We start from the raw sequence: 16,016 nt of genomic DNA on the forward strand, positions 1-16,016 counted from the left end.
AGGAGATCTAAATGGAGAATATTGTCGCAATTTTTGCTTGGTTAAATGATGTTCTACTTAAAATGACCTGGCTCTCGGATGGGGTGCGCTGGTTCGTTGAAAATGTATTTGGTTTATCCGTTGCAACCCGGTTGGGTGGTAGTGTCCATTTCTTTATTTATGATGTATTCAAGATCTTTATTCTGCTTTCAGTGTTGATCTATACATTATCTTATATTCAAAGCTATTTCCCTCCAGAACGTACTCGGCTGATTTTAGGTCGGATGACAGGAATCAAAGCCAATATCATGGGGGCATTACTCGGTACTATTACGCCATTTTGTTCATGTTCTTCCATTCCGTTGTTTATTGGTTTTACCCGTGCAGGACTTCCGGTAGGCGTCACTTTTTCCTTTCTGATTTCATCACCACTTGTTGACTTGGCTTCAATTATTTTATTGGCGAGTATCTTTAACTGGAAAATTGCATTGGTCTATGTGTTACTTGGATTAGTGCTGGCAGTCATCGGCGGGTCATTAATCAGCTACTTGAAAATGGAAAAGTATGTGGCTGAATTTGTGACTCATCATCAAACAATCTCAGGTGACGATGAAGATTTCAGCATGACTGCAAAAGAGCGGCGTACATTTGCTTGGGAACAGGTGACAGACATTTTTAGTAAGGTTTGGCTTTATGTCTTGATAGGTGTCGGGATTGGTGCGGCAATTCATAACTGGATTCCTGAGCAGTGGATTACCGCCTTACTTGGTCAGGAACACTGGTATTCCGTACTGATTGCCACGATTGTCGGAATGCCAATGTATGCGGATATCTTTGGCACCTTGCCGATTGCAGAAGCACTTGTGACTAAAGGCGTTGGCTTGGGGACGGTTTTAGCGTTTATGATGGCGGTCACCGCACTTTCTCTGCCATCGCTAATCTTGTTAAAACAAGTGGTGAAAACCCGTTTATTGAGCCTGTTTGTAGGGATTGTTTTTGTGGGAATCTTGATTGTTGGTTATAGCCTGAATACTTTGGGTTATTGGTTTTTATAAAAAGTGTGGAGAATAAAGATGCAAATTAAAGTTTTAGGAACAGGTTGTCGTAAATGCAAAGCCTTATTGGCTGCAACTGAAGAAGCTGTAAAAAGTACGGGTGTTCAGGCAGAAATTGAATATGTAACTGATATGATGCAAATTGCTGAAACAGGGTTGTTAAGTACGCCAGGTCTGATCATAGATAATCAAATCGTTTCAAGTGGCAAAGTTTTGGAACCACAAGCCATTGTGGAGTTGATTGAAAAAAATAAATAAGTGTATGTGGAAAACTGTAAAAAAGACCTGTGGCATAAGCCACGGGTCTTTTTTATTTGTGTCTTGAGATGTTAAGAAGTTTTAAATTTTTCCCTTTCTGGCAAGCATATACGGATATGGGTATACTTTTATAATGAGTACTCTTTACTGAATATATGGATATGTGTATATTTGCATAATAGAATGGGAGCAGTTATGGACCACGTTCAGTTTTTTAAATGTTTATCTGATGAAACACGTCTCAGTATTGTCATGCTTATCGCAGAAAACGAAGAGCAATGTGTTTGTGATTTGACAGATAAACTCCAGTTAAGCCAACCAAAAATTTCACGGCATTTAGCCCTGTTAAGATCAAGTGGTTTGCTGAATGACCGTCGGCAAAAGCAGTGGGTGTATTACAGTCTTAACCCACAACTACCTGAATGGTGCTTTGAAATTCTGAATACACTTAAACGTAGCAATGTTCCCGTGTTATTTGATCCCTCAGCTCTATCGATTCAGAGCCATTGCGAGTAAGTTTTTATGAAATTTTTGTTTCTGTGCACGGGTAACAGTTGTCGCAGTATTCTTTCTGAAGTTTTGTTTAATAGTCGAGCGCCTGAAGGTTGGGTAGCTTATAGCGCTGGAAGTAAACCTTCTGGCCAAGTTCATCCGTTAACCATTCAGACTTTACAGAACCTGGGTTTGTCTACCGAAGGTTTGTCGAGTAAAACGATTGATGCCTGTGAACAGTATCAGCCCGATGTCGTCATCACCGTGTGTGATGCGGCAGCACAAGAAGCTTGTCCGTTGTATTTAGGAGGAGCAATCAAAGCACATTGGGGTCTATCTGATCCATCACATTTAGATTTGCCTGAACAAGAAAAATTACAGGCATTTTTAAGTACTGTAGAACATATCAACAAACGCTTAGATGCACTTTTTGCATTAGATACCCAACACATGAGCCGTCCTCAGCTTATTGCTGAAATCAATCAAATTTCCCATCTTTAAGCGAGCAGATCATGTCTAAACCAGGATTATCCTTTTTGGATCGTAACCTGACGCTATGGATTTTTGTGGCTATGGCATTGGGAGTTGCGATTGGGGTGGTATTTCCACAAGCATCCGTCGCATTGGATGCAATGAGTGTAAATTCAGTCAACTTGCCAATTGCGATTGGTTTGATTTTGATGATGTATCCACCATTAGCCAAAGTAGATTATGCAGCTTTGCCCAAAGTATTTCAGGATAAAAAAACATTAGCGCTCTCTCTGATTCAGAACTGGCTGATTGCGCCAGTGCTGATGTTTGTATTGGCGATAGTCTTCTTGAGTGATTACCCAGAATACATGACAGGTCTGATTCTGATTGGCTTGGCGCGTTGTATTGCCATGGTACTGATCTGGAATGGACTGGCATGCGGGGACAATCAATACGGTGCTGCATTGGTCGCATTTAACAGCATTTTTCAGATTCTGTTCTTTAGCAGTTATGCCTGGTTCTTCCTGACCTATCTGCCGCCATTTTTTGGGATAGAAGGGAATGTCATCAATGTTGATTTCTGGACCATTGCCAATGCTGTCCTTATCTACTTGGGGATTCCATTCCTGATGGGCTTCCTGACGCGTCTATCTTTAGTGAAAGCCAAAGGTCTGGACTGGTATCAGAATCAGTTTCTACCCAAAATTGGTCCACTCAGCTTATTGGCCTTGTTATTCACCATTGTAGCCATGTTTAGCTTGAAAGGCGGTGATGTAGTGAGTTTGCCAATGGATGTGTTGCGGATTGCAATTCCATTGACGCTTTACTTTGTCGTGATGTTCTTTGTCAGCTTTTTCATGAGTAAGTGGATGGGGAATGACTATCCCAAAACCACCGCAATTTCATTTACCGCAGCAGGTAACAATTTTGAGTTAGCGTTGGCCGTTGCGATTGCTACCTTTGGTTTGGCTTCACCAATTGCCTTTACTACGATTATTGGCCCATTGGTTGAAGTGCCCGTGCTGATTGCACTGGTTAGCGTATCCTTGTGGCTGAAGAAAAAATATTATCCAAATTCTTAAGAGGCAAAGATGACACTCCCTAATCTTGAATCTGATCTTTTACCGACACCAACTTTTGCGGAAGTGCAGGCTAAAGAACTAAGTCACCCACCACGTATCTTATTGCTATATGGCTCAAACAGAGAGCGTTCATATAGCCGCCTAGCTGTGATGGAAGCTGGGCGAATTCTTGAGCGTTTTGGTTGTGAGGTTAAAATCTTTCATCCCAAAGGTTTACCTTTACCTGAAGATGGTGATCTGGAACATCCAAAGGTTAAAGAGCTGCATGAATTGTTGGCTTGGTCTGAAGGCATGGTTTGGTGTTCGCCTGAGCGGCATGGTTCGATGAGCTCAATCTTCAAAGCACAGATTGATTGGATTCCACTTGCTGCAGGAGCAATTCGTGCTACGCAGGGTAAAACACTGGCTTTGATGCAGGTGAGCGGTGGATCACAGTCTTTTAACAGTGTAAACCAGATGCGAATTCTTGGGCGCTGGATGCGGATGATCACGATTCCAAATCAGTCTTCTGTTCCTAAAGCCTTTTTGGAGTTTGATGAGGAAGGACGGATGAAGCCTTCATCGCTATATGATCGTATTGTTGATGTAATGGAAGAGCTATACAAGTTTACTTTGCTGACTCGCGGTCAGAGTGCCTATTTGACCAACCGTTATTCGGAGCGAAAAGAATCGGCTGAAGAACTGTCTAAACGAGTCAATCAGCGTAATCTTTAAAGCTGATTCGTCATGGTGTGAGCAGGGTAACGGATGGCTCGATCGTTTGTTTAATCGTAAGCATCCGCTGAGCCCCACTTTTCTAACTCATTAATACCACGATAGTGTCCAATAAATTTTAAGAGAACACTATCGGAGTGCTATTTGGTCAGAAAACAGGAGTTCACAGGATACGTGAACCGTTATTTTGATTGTATCAGATGATGTTGAATTGGCGGGTAACGATCTTAAGTACAACAGGTCATCTAATGTCTAGATTGTCTTTTTTGATGCTTTAATCATAGTGGCTGTCAATAAATAAAGAGTTTAAACCTGAGAATTAGAGCAATCCTGCTTATTTTTCCTGAAATTTTAAATCAATTTGATATTCGTCCTGAGTCACTTTGATTTTATAGTCTTTATATTTACGTTTACTTGGTGAAAGGGCAGAGTTAGTGACTTCTTTATGGAATTCGCTGTCAGACATAAAAAAATAATACGCCTTATAGCCTAATAAGATCTTGTCAATTTTTTTATCTTTTTTCTCAGCATTACGAATGAGTTCATTTAAATAGTTTAAGCTGATTTTGTCTGACATTTATAAACTCGCAAATAAAAGTTGCATTATCACACGAGATATAATCGATTTTTATTACAAATTGATGACAGTTGCATTTCGGGTACTTTGGGGTAGATGCTGCGTTGAGTATTATTGAACTAAATGTTGTAGATCAAATCTTATTGGATAGATTTGGAGGAAAAACTATTAAAAAAGCTTTTAATGCTGAGTCTAAAGGTTTTTGATTTACAGCCTATAGTGTCGTACAACTCAGTATAGACAGAATCTGTTCGCTCATCAGATTGAAATTGATTGAGTAAATCACCACGGATTTATGAGTCACTAGCGATATTCTTTGTACCGCTCATATCTTCAGTGTTACAGCATCTAATGAGTTTATTTTACAAATAATTTTAGATGCAATTGTGGATGGTATCTAGTACTAGGGATCAATACACCGATCAAGCCGATTAAATGCCCAATACAACTTGATAAGGTTTAAATCCTTCAAGTACAGCTTCAGAAACCAACTGGATAAATGCTTCAGTTTTTCCATAAGCCATCCATTGATCTAGGGCCTCATAGTAGGCCAATCGGTTTTCAACTGTTATTACACAAGGGGGATAACCAGCTTTAAGCAATTCAAGATTCATCAATAGACGTGATGTACGGCCATTGCCATCAATGAATGGATGAATACCTACAAAATCAGCATGTACTTTGGCTGCACGTTCGATAGGATGAAATTTATGTGCGTCATTACTATACCAATCAACTAGCTGAGCCATCTTGTCATTTAATAATGTGTAATCAAGCGGGGTAGACGTGGCACCAGAGATTAGGACATTTTGTTGGCGATAGCGGCCAGCATTATCATCATCAATATTTTTTAAAATGAGTTGATGGATATTGCGAATTTGCCATTCAGAAAATGGTTCTTCTTTTCGAATAATATCTTCAACGTAATAAATAGCGTTTCTATGGTTAATTGCCTCGAAGTGTTCTCTTAATGCCTTCCCACCGACAGTTATGCCTTCTAACACGACTTTTGTTTCTAGCAATGTAAGTGTATTGCCTTCAATTGCATTCGAATGATAGGTCCATCGTACAATAAGATCTTCTTGTAAATTTTTTACTATAGCTGGTGATAGGGGGCGATGCTGATCTAATTTATTTTTTAAATCATCAATAATTTCAAACATTACCTTGTCCCTGAATGTGTCTAAAAGAATGATACATCAAAAAAGAATATTGAAGAAATGATATGTTATATCATTCCTATTTATGGTGCTTTTAATATTGATATAATCAGTACATCATTTCAAATCCTGAATTAGGATTTGAACAAGATTTCTAAGTGATTCAATACACTAAATCTGATTTGGATCAAAATTTGGTCAATAAATTTCAAATTAGCAATATGAAAAAAGTAAATAATATTTATACGGTATTTTTTACGGTAAAGCTCAATGGACTTTTGTTTTTATCAATATAAAACAATATGATAGCAGCAGATTCCGGTGCGCGCTGAGCGCACCAAATTTAAAAAAGAGCCAATATTGGCTATTTTTTTATTTCTAAATATCCCAGCGCCGATTTACAGATGTTCCAGCATTATTATAATGAATGACTTTGGCATAGTTACCCACGGCTGTCGCATTTTCAGGAATATCTTTAGTGACGACACTGCCTGCGCCAATGGTTGCGTTATTGCCAATACGGACATCATCGATGATGCAGACATTGGGACCAATATATACATTGTTTCCAATGATTGCTGCTTGTTTGCCACCATTGGCGCCAATAGTCGTAAATTGAGAAAGATTGACATTGTTACCAATAATGGTTGTCGGGTTGACGACCAGCGGGCCGCCGTGTCCGATATACAGCCCATAGCCAATTTGAGTCGTACAGTGGATATCTATACTGTATTTCTTCTTTTTATAATAAAAAACAGGGTAGGCCACTTTGCGCCAAGGCGATTGAGGACTGGCAAGACGCAACCAAACACTAAAATTAAAACCACGGTTAAACAAATAATTTTTAATAAACGACTTCCAACTGGTGTTACCACAGTAGCGATAGAGGTCACTTAAAATAAGTTTGGATAACATGGTTAAATTCACTACACAATATTAGAGATAGGGCTGTCAATATACAGTTTGCAAATTGATTATAGTTAAAAATAAGCAAGCAATTGTTCTCTTAAAATGAAAATAAAACAATTGCTGTTTATTTGTACAAATGTATGGAAGTGTCACAGCTACTTGCGGGCAATCTGTTACAGGCATATATTGATTTTACAGTAGGTCGAAACATAAAGTAGACGCTACAAAGTAGTTGGACGGATCAATGACAGCTCGTTTTGAGTTTGCTAGTTCAAACAATACAATCAGCACTAGCCTTCCAACATAAAGCCCGCCAATGTGCGGGCTTTTTTAATATATGAATGTATATAAAGTGAAAACTGATGGGTCAGATTTATATAAGAATTGTCATACAATATTAATTTATTCAAACTATGTCATTGATATATCATTTTTAAAATTAAGAAAAGTTACATTGCCATGAAATCTAACATTTTCTTTGTGGTTGATTTTTTGTCATGTGATATAAACCTAAATAGCTAGACGACGTTAATAATTGAAGAAGGAAGTAGGGAAATGATAAAAATGATTGATATTAAAGTGAAAGATCAATATAGCCAAATTCTTGATGCAAAAGCAGTTTTGAGTACGCGTCTAATGGAGCAAGCTGAGGCTGGCACACCTGTATTTCAACATATTGATCATATTTTTGTGAATGGTGAAATGATTCAACCCAGCATTGAATTTTTGTATGAAAGCCAAAACTCATCCAGTATTTATAAAGTGATTGAAGCTTAAATTGATTCAATCATCAGTGGAATGAATATTAAAAAGCTCCCTATGTAGGGAGCTTTTTAATATTTATAGGTGTTGCCAGTTTGGTTTATTCATTGATGAGCTGTAGTTGGACATCATAACGTGCAAATTCTTGAATAACTGTATCTAAGACTTGTTGTGCTTCAGGCGTTGTTGGTAACAAATCAAGTTCAGTATTTTGAGCACTGTCAAAGCATTCAATTTTTTCAATAAGCCAGCGTTGTTCATTGGCCGTGCTATTGATAATAATACGACGTGCCTGTAATTGATCATTGGCTTGTCGTGGCAAAACATACGTAATAGCCAGTTGAATGTCTTGCTGTTCATCAGCAGGGCTTAAAAAGGTAATCACCCAATTACCAATTTTACTCAATTGAGTCGGATGGTCAAAAGGGTCAAACTCAAATAAAACGGCCATGCGTCATGCTCTTAAAAAACTATGCTATCTATGCCAAATATTAAAATAAAACCCCATTAGCATTAAGTCGTAGCATGAAATGCCACTTTCGCTTATTTGCATAGAATTAATCCTATTTTAGCCAAATTAAAAGTTTTCAGCAGTCACAAGTATAAAAAATGAGAGCTTTTATAAATAAGAAATAATATAAAAGCTCTAACAGTGAAGTGCTAAAGTTAAATTGATTGGCTCAATTCGAAGCTAAGGTATACATACTGGAATTCACATATTTTAAGGCCATATTGAGCTGTGCAGGCTGAATGCGTGATTCTTGTAAATGCGTCATCCACTGCATTTGGCACGTTTTTAATTCATTTGGATGTTGTGTATTGTGAATTTTTTCAATTAATCGTTTCGCCATCAGTCCGCAGTATTGTTGAAGCTGTTGAGTCATAAACTCTTTTAGTTCATTTAAGCTTGAAGCATGCATACGTACCAGATTACTGTCATTTGAGTTAGATCGTCTCAGTGGCATAGTGTCCGTTATTACGCAAGTTTGATCATTATATATGACTGGTTCATGCAGTTGGCTTGGAAGCTCTGAAGTTGGTATTGGTGTTTCAGTTGACGTATTTTGAATTGTCGGTGGCGTATCTGTCGCGGTGTGTAATGATCCTTTAGTATGTATTAGACCTAATTCTAATAGTTGTTGGATTAATTCAGGCGTGGCAATTCGATGTTGCATTGATGGATTCATTGCATTGAAGTCATCTGATCCAATAAGTAGCAAGAGTTGACGTTGTTTGGCATTTAATGCTAAATCACGTAATTTGATGGTGCGAAAACCAAGTTCGGTTTTATAAAAACGAGACATACCTTAATTTATTCCCCCAATAAATTAAGGCATATCCTATTGTGTGAAAATTACACTAAAATGACAGTTTGATGAATGGTTATTTGATTTTTAACAATTTTATAGTGTGCTTACTGAGGAATTTTCCAAAGCTTTACGTAAGTACGGGTCTAAATCCTCTTGACGCATGAGCCACTGTACATAGTCTGCCGGAAGTTCAGAAATTGCAGTACCTCGGTGTTTACCAAAATTAATACTACGTGGAATGCGGGCATCTTCTGAAATGGTATAAAGCGATTCCAAATCATTAATTTTGAGTTGGTGCACAATATGCATCAAAATATTTGCTGTTAAAATAATATCCATATCCGCACGGTGTGCTTTGCGAATCATTTCACGTGCTTTTTCACTACCTTTACTAATCATATAAATGAGTGCAGAAATATTATGTGCTTCTGCATCTGGCCACACACGACGTGCTAGGGCAAGTGTACAAATGGCTTTAAGATTTGAAGTATCTACACCACACTTTTCTAAAGCGCGAAGATCATAATCAATGTTATGGCCAATAATATAGTTGGTTTCTTTCGGCAGCTGAAAACTACTGTAATGAGGCATACCAACCAAGTCTGATTCTAAAATATGATGCACAGCCATTGCCGCAAATGAAATTGGCTCATCAACTGAATAGAGTTGATCAAAAACTTTTGTTTTGTCTAAGCTGAGTTTGCCATTTTGGATTTCAATTGGAGCGTATGCAATTTCAATGGGCTGACCATTTAATGTATGTGTTTCTGTATCAAGAATAATGGCTTGCATGCCCAAATCCAAAAGCAAAATGAATATGCTCAATCTATCATTTGCAGAGAATACTGACAAACCAAACTGCACTGAATGACCTGATATTGCCCAGTATTTGCTGAAAATATAACTCAATCTCTGCGCATTTTTGAGCATAATGTAGCTGAGTACATTGAATTAAAAGAAGATCGAACAAAAAACTTAGAAAAATGTGATGCTAAATACAACATATAGGTGCTAGTGATCAGCGCGGTAAAGATGGCTGTGGAATGGAATTTATTCAGATCTTTATTCAAACATGATTTTCTCAGCTCATCTGATCAATGAGCATTTTAAATGCGAGCAGATGATTTTGATGAGGCGCGTACACTTATAACAGCCAAGCTGTCATTGATCTTAAATACTCTTGTGTTGGTGAGCACTGACAGGGTATATATAAAATCAGAAGATGAAAACAACAACAAGGAAGGGCTCAAAATGAAAAAACATGTTTTAGCTGTGTTAATCGGCAGTTCTATTTTATTAACGGCATGTGGTGGCGGTGATGGTGGTGAGTCCACTTATGTCATTGATGATGGAGTCCCTAAAAATAATATTGTAGCTCCAGTGGTTAAAACAACAGGCTATACCGATGCTAGTCAAACAGCAGATAATCTTTTAGCGTCTGTTAGTTCAGACAAGTTATTGATGACGTATAAAATGTTAGGTGTAAATGGAAAAGAGACGCAAGCAACAGCTCTAGTTTTCACGCCAAAGACAGTTAAACCTGCAGGGGGATGGCCGATTGTTGCTTGGGCACATGGAACTACGGGTGTGGCAGATATGTGTGCACCGAGTCAACAGGGCTTAAAAGGCAATGAATATTTAATACAAGGTCTTTTGGCTGCAGGTTATGCAGTGGTTGCGCCTGATTATGAAGGACTTGGTGAGCCGAGTGGCCGTGAACCGCATCCATTTTTAAATTTAAAAAGTGAAGCATTTTCAATTACAGATGCGGTGGTTGCTGCGCGTAATTATCTGGGCAATACCACAGAAAATAGATGGCTGGTCGTTGGACATTCCCAAGGAGGGCAAGCGGCCTTAGGTGCAGCACAATATGCATCACGTGCACAACTCAATTATAAAGGGGCAATTGCTGTGGCACCAGCATCGTTCCTTGGTTCTGTACTAACCTTAGGGGAAGGTTCTACTAAAAATATGACAGATCCAACAGAAATAATTAAAACGCTCGCTTCTTTAGATACTTTTACATCTTTGATTACAGCAGGGCTAAAAAATCAGTATCCGAATTTGCAATATAACCAAGTCTTTAAATCACCCACAGATTTAATTGCTGCAAAAGCAGAATCACTATGCTCTGATAAATTGGGGGATGCTTTAGGTGGGGCAATGGGGCAATATTTTCAACTCAATATGAATCTGACAAATTACCCACGAACACAGACAGATTTCATGACGAATGTTCCTGAAGTAAAGGACTTTTTGGTCAATGGTTCACAGCCACTAAAAACCGTTATTAAAACCCCGATTATTATTTACCAAGGAACACTGGATCCAACTGTACCACGCCAAGTGACGGACACTTTGGTGAAGTCAGCACCTGCAGGTACAACGATTAGTTATAAAACGGATGATGCTCTTCCAGAGACAAGTAAGTGGGATCACATTACAGCCTATTCTTTAAATTTGGGTAATATTGTGAAAGATGTGCAATCTCTAATGCCAATTCAATAAGTTAATTTAACTGAAATGCTCATTTTTAGAATAAAGATGAGCATTTTTTATTGCAAACAGTACGAAGTTCATTCTCTACTTTATAAAACTTCATGCTACAATACGCGCCAATCTTAGCACGGCTTAAAAGCCCTACATTTCATAGGACCTCGCTAATGTTTGCCAATACTTCAATTGCTCAATTTGACCCAGAATTAGCTCAAGCCATCACGAACGAAGATGCGCGCCAAGAAGCTCACATTGAGCTGATCGCTTCTGAAAACTATTGCTCACCAGCTGTAATGGAAGCACAAGGTTCAAAACTTACAAACAAATATGCTGAAGGCTACCCAGGCAAACGCTACTATGGCGGTTGTGAATATGTAGACGTGATTGAACAGTTAGCGATTGATCGTGCTAAAGAACTTTTCGGCGCTGACTATGCAAACGTTCAGCCACATGCTGGTTCACAAGCAAACTCTGCTGTTTACTTAGCACTTCTTAACCCAGGCGATACAGTATTGGGTATGAGCTTGGCTCACGGTGGTCACTTGACTCACGGTGCAAAAGTTAGCTTCTCTGGCAAAACATACAATGCAATTCAATACGGTTTAAACCCTGAAACTGGCGAAATCGACTATGAAGAAGTTGAACGTCTAGCTGAAGAACACAAACCAAAAATGATCGTTGCTGGTTTCTCTGCATACAGCCAAATTGTTGACTGGCAGCGTTTCCGTGACATCGCGGACAAAGTTGGCGCTTACCTATTTGTAGATATGGCTCACGTTGCTGGTCTTGTTGCTGCTGGCGTTTACCCAAGCCCAGTACAAATTGCTGACGTAACGACTACGACTACGCACAAAACACTTCGTGGCCCACGTTCTGGCTTAATCCTTGCGAAAGCAAACGAAGAAATTGAGAAAAAATTACAATCAGCTGTATTCCCAGGCAACCAAGGTGGTCCATTGGTTCACGCTGTAGCGGCTAAAGCGATCTGCTTTAAAGAAGCAATGGCGCCTGAATACAAAACTTACCAACAACAAGTGGTTAAAAACGCGAAAGCAATGGCTGAAGTGTTGATCGCTCGCGGTTACGATGTTGTTTCTGGTGGTACTGAAAACCACTTGTTCTTATTGTCTTTAATCAAACAAGGCGATATTACAGGTAAAGAAGCGGATGCTTGGTTAGGTGCTGCTCACATTACTGTGAACAAAAACTCTGTACCAAACGACCCACGTTCTCCATTCGTAACTTCTGGTATCCGTATTGGTACACCAGCTGTAACAACTCGTGGTTTCGGCGAAGCTGAAGTACGTGAGCTTGCTGGTTGGATTGCTGACATCTTAGATAGCAAAGGTGATGAAGCGGTAATTGCTGCAGTGAAAGAAAAAGTGGCTGCAGTTTGCGCTAAATTCCCTGTTTACGCGAAATAAGTCATACTTGAGAAAAGCCCCCTCAAGGGGGCTTTTTTTATGGCATGAAAAAACTCGAATGTTATCTAAACCTTTATATTTCTGTTATAAATGAATGAGTGATAACAAGAACATGAAGACCACTGCCTTGGCGTGGTCTAATAAAACTGAAGGAACTTCATAGATGAATAAACCTAATATTATTCTTTCTGAACAAGATCTACATCGTTTAGAAACAATGTTAGAGCATCAGTCTGAACTAACATTGACAATGAAACATCTTGAAGATGAATTAGCACGTGCAGATGTAGTTGCACCACAGGATGTACCACCTAATGTGGTTAGCATGAATGCAAAAGTTTTAATTACGATAGCACCATCAATAGAAGCAACCGAAATAACATTGGTATATCCACATGACTTTAAAGCTGAAAAAGGGCAGGTGAATGTCATTGCTCCCATTGGCGCTGCAATTTTAGGTTTAGCGGAAGGTCAAGAAATAGAGTGGCCACAACCAGACGGTCACATTATGAAAGTAAAAATTGAAAAGGTGCTATACCAGCCAGAACGGGAAGGCAACTATTTATAAGCTGCTTGTATGGCCTAGGTGAAAACTAAAACTCCAGATTTATGATCTGGAGTTTTTTTATTTAGTTTTGAGCAAAACCTTGCGGATATGGGTGTAATTGTGGTTGATAATACTTGGCCCAAACTTTTCGTTCTGTAGGGAGGGGTGTTTCAAAGCCCTCTATACCATCAAATAAGGCTTGCATTGCAGATAAAATATTTGGCATTGCACTGTCAGTAATGGCGTCGCAGGCATTTAAATAAGGCTGGATAATAGAAAAGCCACGATAATCAAATACAGAAAAATAAGGAATCACCAATTGTAAGTTCATTGCATGTGCGCCGTATTGGCGTATGTGGATAGCAAAAGCATCTGTACGAATATGAGGTAAACATGCATACATTTCATAGGCAAGTACATTAAATGGGTAATTTTGAGGATTCTGTTCCAATTGTTTTAAGCCTTGATCTGGGCCATCCATGTGCTTAATAAATGTATAACCTGGCGGAAAACTGGTTGGCGTCATGTTGTCATCAGGGTTTGTTCTTGGCATAACACCATGAATAAATTGAAAAACGTAAGCGATTAATTCCCCAGCTTGGTATAAAGCATCATGATAAGGCGAGTTTTTATATGCAATTTCAGTAGATGGCTGGGCGAGGTACATGGGGTTACGTATGTTTAAAATCTCGTTAATAATCTGTTGTGCATATTGTGTTGAACTGGTTTGAATCATCGGTGCAAAAAGAAAATCACAAATATGGCCCGTGGTAAAAAATATGCGATTATGAATATGAGCAATACGTGCAGTAGGTAATTGAGCTTGAATCTCTTGTCCTATGAGTTGGCTTGCTTGTGCTGGATTGAGCCAGCGTAAAGACGTTCCTGCATGTTGAGCAATAACTCGGCCTAAATAACCACTTAAATATAAAATGAAGTAATAATTGCTTTCTTCAGTTAAAAATTTTTCTGCAGAAATAATATAGTTTTGACGCATTTCACGCATTAAATCATCTAAGCGTTCAAGGCTTTTAAGGGAATAGTCGAGTTGTGATATTTCTACTAGTTTTAAATAAGGGCTTCCATTGGGTAGAGGATATTGGTTTTGATACATCTTTTGTAGCGCATGCATTTCTTCGGCAATTTTTAGCCGACTTTCACCACTGATGATGGTGTGATTAAGTAATTCTATTTCAACATGCTGACTCAAACTGAGCGCAATGTCATCTTGTTTAAAATACTGATGTATCACAAGAAGTGGAAACACAATTTTATGAGATAAAACCAATGCAAAGTCGTATAAATATGATTTAGGTAAAGATACATCGCTTTGAGGAAGATTTTGATTGAGTTCTTCACGACTGAACCATTGCTCTGTGCTTGCAGTGCGCTCAGCTAAAAATTGACCCAAATGGCTGGCCAGTAACATAAGGCTGTGTTTAACTGGCTAGCTTCAGCATTATGTTGAATATCCAATGTTCCCACTTGTTTTTTAAAGGCTGTAAATAATTGATCAAGACGCTGAAAGCTAGTAAAGCTTTGATCTAAATTGACCGTATTAAAAGCATTTGCAATATAAAATTCATGCTGATTTTGAGTATCCTGAAAATGCCTGCGGATGTGTTGCATGCGTTTGGTTGCAGATAAAGTAGAATCTACTGGATTGTTGAAGTGGTTTGTTATCATGATGATTCTTTTAGTGTTATTTTAATATGAGTATAAAAGAGTGTTTTTAAAATAGGTGCACGATTGGAATATTTTTTATTAAATTAAATCGATGCTAAGTCGATAAATAATCGAAAAATCTAAACACATGCTGAGCTTGAATTAAGACAGTATTATGTGTGCTTAAATGTAGGGGTGAAGGGCAAAATAGTGGAACAGCATAGCTCAAATGAAGGTTAGAAGTTTTGCAAAAAACTACATCAAAAGCCTGTTAAAAGCCTTAGTATAAAAATGATTTTGTTGAGTTTAATGATTTATGTCTCAAGTCGATGTGTTGGTCCCTTTAACAGAGATAGCCGTATCTTCTGAGGAAGCGCTGTCGGTCAAATGTAACGAGCTGGTCCCCATATTAAATGATCAATATCGTTTGAATCATTATGCCGATGCAATTATTCAAGCTCAGTCAGTGCTCTTAAATGGTGTAGATCCACATTTGACACAAAAATTGAGTCAACAGATTGAAACATTAATCCAATTATTATCTGACTCAAAAAAATACTTTAAAAAACGTAAATTTAACGGTTTACAAAAATGGTTAGGTATTGATTTAGAGTTTGGTTCCAATCAGGTTGATTATTATAAAACGCTAGATCAGACCTTAAGCGATGCTAATCAGCTCAGTCAGCATTTACAAATTGAAATTCAAAAGTCGCAATCACGTTTGAGTCAGTTACAAGGTTTACGTGAGCAAATGGCAAAATATATTCAGGCGGCTGAGGAATTTGCACAAGAGTATCCTAGTTTTGCACATCATCAACAGCCATTGGACAGTTTTGCTGAACGCTTAGCAAAAAAGATTCAAACCTTAAGAACCTTGCAGGCCAGTAATGATATTGCGATTATGCAAATGCACTTGTCACAGCAATTATCCTTTAGTTTGTTGGATCGTTTTAAAGAGGCGCAGCAGGTGCTGATTCCAGCATGGCAGTATCATGTGAAACAAAGCCAGCAGAATAACTCGACAAGTTCACTGGAAAAACTTGATAATAGCCGAGAAGCCCTCATTAAAAATTTAAGAAAATCATTAGAGAAATCCTCTAAATCATAATCAGTAA

General features: G+C 38.4%; 19 protein-coding genes. 11 read left to right on the forward strand and 8 right to left on the reverse strand.

From position 1 onward, the window contains the following. Positions 1-11 precede the first annotated feature (11 nt). The 6 genes from C9E88_RS05885 to arsH all read left to right on the forward strand — a co-directional run bounded on the left by C9E88_RS05885 (position 12) and on the right by arsH (position 4,051). Positions 12-1,034: a permease gene (locus C9E88_RS05885; protein WP_106986396.1), complete on the forward strand. Its 1,023-nt coding sequence runs from the start codon at positions 12-14 to the stop codon at positions 1,032-1,034. Between the two features lie 18 nt (positions 1,035-1,052). Beyond that, the gene (locus C9E88_RS05890) at positions 1,053-1,292 is read left to right on the forward strand and encodes a thioredoxin family protein (RefSeq protein ID WP_004988479.1); all 240 of its coding nucleotides are present in this window, start codon (positions 1,053-1,055) and stop codon (positions 1,290-1,292) included. A gap of 195 nt (positions 1,293-1,487) precedes the next feature. Next, complete coding sequence (locus C9E88_RS05895; RefSeq protein WP_004988477.1) at positions 1,488-1,808, forward strand: metalloregulator ArsR/SmtB family transcription factor; 321 nt, start codon at positions 1,488-1,490, stop codon at positions 1,806-1,808. Positions 1,809-1,814: 6 nt separating this feature from the next. Beyond that, a complete protein-coding gene (locus tag C9E88_RS05900) occupies positions 1,815-2,285 on the forward strand; it encodes an arsenate reductase ArsC (protein WP_106986395.1) in 471 nt (156 codons plus the stop codon). Between the two features lie 11 nt (positions 2,286-2,296). After that, positions 2,297-3,337, forward strand: a complete 1,041-nt coding sequence (gene arsB / locus C9E88_RS05905) for an ACR3 family arsenite efflux transporter (protein ID WP_004988470.1) — start codon at positions 2,297-2,299, stop codon at positions 3,335-3,337. A 9-nt stretch (positions 3,338-3,346) separates the two neighbouring features. Beyond that, entirely contained in the window at positions 3,347-4,051 is a 705-nt protein-coding gene (gene arsH / locus C9E88_RS05910) for an arsenical resistance protein ArsH (protein WP_106986394.1), read from the forward strand. A gap of 334 nt (positions 4,052-4,385) precedes the next feature. On the opposite strand, the gene C9E88_RS05915 is transcribed toward arsH, so the two are convergent. From C9E88_RS05915 to C9E88_RS05925, 3 genes are all read right to left on the reverse strand, one after another. After that, on the reverse strand, positions 4,386-4,628 hold the full coding sequence (locus C9E88_RS05915; protein WP_004755870.1) for a hypothetical protein: 243 nt from the start codon (positions 4,626-4,628) through the stop codon (positions 4,386-4,388). A 431-nt stretch (positions 4,629-5,059) separates the two neighbouring features. Beyond that, positions 5,060-5,791 (reverse strand): Fic family protein, encoded by a 732-nt coding sequence (locus C9E88_RS05920; protein WP_106986393.1) that lies wholly within the window; start codon positions 5,789-5,791, stop codon positions 5,060-5,062. A gap of 375 nt (positions 5,792-6,166) precedes the next feature. After that, positions 6,167-6,703: a serine O-acetyltransferase gene (locus C9E88_RS05925; RefSeq protein ID WP_106986392.1), complete on the reverse strand. Its 537-nt coding sequence runs from the start codon at positions 6,701-6,703 to the stop codon at positions 6,167-6,169. A gap of 549 nt (positions 6,704-7,252) precedes the next feature. Here C9E88_RS05925 and C9E88_RS05930 point away from each other — a divergent pair. Continuing rightward, positions 7,253-7,474 carry a hypothetical protein gene (locus tag C9E88_RS05930; protein ID WP_106986391.1) on the forward strand — a complete coding sequence of 74 codons (222 nt, stop codon included), beginning with the start codon at positions 7,253-7,255 and terminating at the stop codon, positions 7,472-7,474. 85 nt (positions 7,475-7,559) lie between these two features. Here C9E88_RS05930 and C9E88_RS05935 read toward each other — a convergent pair whose 3' ends face one another. The 3 genes from C9E88_RS05935 to C9E88_RS05945 all read right to left on the reverse strand — a co-directional run bounded on the left by C9E88_RS05935 (position 7,560) and on the right by C9E88_RS05945 (position 9,561). After that, positions 7,560-7,910 carry a hypothetical protein gene (locus C9E88_RS05935; protein ID WP_106986390.1) on the reverse strand — a complete coding sequence of 117 codons (351 nt, stop codon included), beginning with the start codon at positions 7,908-7,910 and terminating at the stop codon, positions 7,560-7,562. 229 nt (positions 7,911-8,139) lie between these two features. Continuing rightward, positions 8,140-8,763, reverse strand: a complete 624-nt coding sequence (locus C9E88_RS05940; RefSeq protein WP_106986389.1) for a hypothetical protein — start codon at positions 8,761-8,763, stop codon at positions 8,140-8,142. A 99-nt stretch (positions 8,764-8,862) separates the two neighbouring features. Then, the gene (locus C9E88_RS05945) at positions 8,863-9,561 is read right to left on the reverse strand and encodes an exonuclease domain-containing protein (protein WP_106986412.1); all 699 of its coding nucleotides are present in this window, start codon (positions 9,559-9,561) and stop codon (positions 8,863-8,865) included. 459 nt (positions 9,562-10,020) lie between these two features. Here C9E88_RS05945 and C9E88_RS05950 point away from each other — a divergent pair, with 459 nt between their 5' ends. From C9E88_RS05950 to rnk, 3 genes are all read left to right on the forward strand, one after another. Beyond that, positions 10,021-11,277: an alpha/beta hydrolase family protein gene (locus tag C9E88_RS05950; protein WP_106986411.1), complete on the forward strand. Its 1,257-nt coding sequence runs from the start codon at positions 10,021-10,023 to the stop codon at positions 11,275-11,277. Between the two features lie 155 nt (positions 11,278-11,432). Further along, positions 11,433-12,689 (forward strand): serine hydroxymethyltransferase, encoded by a 1,257-nt coding sequence (gene glyA, locus C9E88_RS05955; protein ID WP_106986388.1) that lies wholly within the window; start codon positions 11,433-11,435, stop codon positions 12,687-12,689. A 163-nt stretch (positions 12,690-12,852) separates the two neighbouring features. Further along, complete coding sequence (gene rnk, locus C9E88_RS05960) at positions 12,853-13,257, forward strand: nucleoside diphosphate kinase regulator (protein WP_106986387.1); 405 nt, start codon at positions 12,853-12,855, stop codon at positions 13,255-13,257. Between the two features lie 61 nt (positions 13,258-13,318). Here the strand turns inward: rnk and C9E88_RS05965 are convergent, their stop codons facing one another. Continuing rightward, positions 13,319-14,665, reverse strand: a complete 1,347-nt coding sequence (locus C9E88_RS05965) for a hypothetical protein (protein WP_227865880.1) — start codon at positions 14,663-14,665, stop codon at positions 13,319-13,321. After that, a complete protein-coding gene (locus tag C9E88_RS17775; RefSeq protein WP_227865882.1) occupies positions 14,632-14,922 on the reverse strand; it encodes a hypothetical protein in 291 nt (96 codons plus the stop codon). Before C9E88_RS17775 ends, C9E88_RS05965 begins: the two co-directional genes overlap by 34 nt. Positions 14,923-15,217: 295 nt before the next feature. On the opposite strand from C9E88_RS17775, the gene C9E88_RS05970 reads away from it, so the two are divergent. Next, on the forward strand, positions 15,218-16,009 hold the full coding sequence (locus C9E88_RS05970; RefSeq protein ID WP_106986386.1) for a tellurium resistance protein: 792 nt from the start codon (positions 15,218-15,220) through the stop codon (positions 16,007-16,009). Positions 16,010-16,016: the final 7 nt, after the last annotated feature.

This window comes from Acinetobacter cumulans (assembly GCF_003024525.3).
GTDB classification, from domain to species: domain Bacteria; phylum Pseudomonadota; class Gammaproteobacteria; order Pseudomonadales; family Moraxellaceae; genus Acinetobacter; species Acinetobacter cumulans.

What these genes read in the sequence shown, in the direction of transcription:
- C9E88_RS17775 (WP_227865882.1), bottom strand. Translation starts at nt 14,922, where the DNA reads ATGATAACAAACCACTTCAACAATCCAGTAGATTCTACTTTATCTGCA.
- C9E88_RS05950 (WP_106986411.1), top strand. Translation starts at nt 10,021, where the DNA reads ATGAAAAAACATGTTTTAGCTGTGTTAATCGGCAGTTCTATTTTATTA.
- C9E88_RS05915 (WP_004755870.1), bottom strand. Translation starts at nt 4,628, where the DNA reads ATGTCAGACAAAATCAGCTTAAACTATTTAAATGAACTCATTCGTAAT.
- C9E88_RS05970 (WP_106986386.1), top strand. Translation starts at nt 15,218, where the DNA reads ATGTCTCAAGTCGATGTGTTGGTCCCTTTAACAGAGATAGCCGTATCT.
- C9E88_RS05900 (WP_106986395.1), top strand. Translation starts at nt 1,815, where the DNA reads ATGAAATTTTTGTTTCTGTGCACGGGTAACAGTTGTCGCAGTATTCTT.
- arsB (WP_004988470.1), top strand. Translation starts at nt 2,297, where the DNA reads ATGTCTAAACCAGGATTATCCTTTTTGGATCGTAACCTGACGCTATGG.
- C9E88_RS05930 (WP_106986391.1), top strand. Translation starts at nt 7,253, where the DNA reads ATGATAAAAATGATTGATATTAAAGTGAAAGATCAATATAGCCAAATT.
- C9E88_RS05935 (WP_106986390.1), bottom strand. Translation starts at nt 7,910, where the DNA reads ATGGCCGTTTTATTTGAGTTTGACCCTTTTGACCATCCGACTCAATTG.
- C9E88_RS05895 (WP_004988477.1), top strand. Translation starts at nt 1,488, where the DNA reads ATGGACCACGTTCAGTTTTTTAAATGTTTATCTGATGAAACACGTCTC.
- glyA (WP_106986388.1), top strand. Translation starts at nt 11,433, where the DNA reads ATGTTTGCCAATACTTCAATTGCTCAATTTGACCCAGAATTAGCTCAA.
- C9E88_RS05940 (WP_106986389.1), bottom strand. Translation starts at nt 8,763, where the DNA reads ATGTCTCGTTTTTATAAAACCGAACTTGGTTTTCGCACCATCAAATTA.
- C9E88_RS05965 (WP_227865880.1), bottom strand. Translation starts at nt 14,665, where the DNA reads ATGTTACTGGCCAGCCATTTGGGTCAATTTTTAGCTGAGCGCACTGCA.
- arsH (WP_106986394.1), top strand. Translation starts at nt 3,347, where the DNA reads ATGACACTCCCTAATCTTGAATCTGATCTTTTACCGACACCAACTTTT.
- rnk (WP_106986387.1), top strand. Translation starts at nt 12,853, where the DNA reads ATGAATAAACCTAATATTATTCTTTCTGAACAAGATCTACATCGTTTA.
- C9E88_RS05945 (WP_106986412.1), bottom strand. Translation starts at nt 9,561, where the DNA reads ATGCAAGCCATTATTCTTGATACAGAAACACATACATTAAATGGTCAG.
- C9E88_RS05920 (WP_106986393.1), bottom strand. Translation starts at nt 5,791, where the DNA reads ATGTTTGAAATTATTGATGATTTAAAAAATAAATTAGATCAGCATCGC.
- C9E88_RS05925 (WP_106986392.1), bottom strand. Translation starts at nt 6,703, where the DNA reads ATGTTATCCAAACTTATTTTAAGTGACCTCTATCGCTACTGTGGTAAC.
- C9E88_RS05885 (WP_106986396.1), top strand. Translation starts at nt 12, where the DNA reads ATGGAGAATATTGTCGCAATTTTTGCTTGGTTAAATGATGTTCTACTT.
- C9E88_RS05890 (WP_004988479.1), top strand. Translation starts at nt 1,053, where the DNA reads ATGCAAATTAAAGTTTTAGGAACAGGTTGTCGTAAATGCAAAGCCTTA.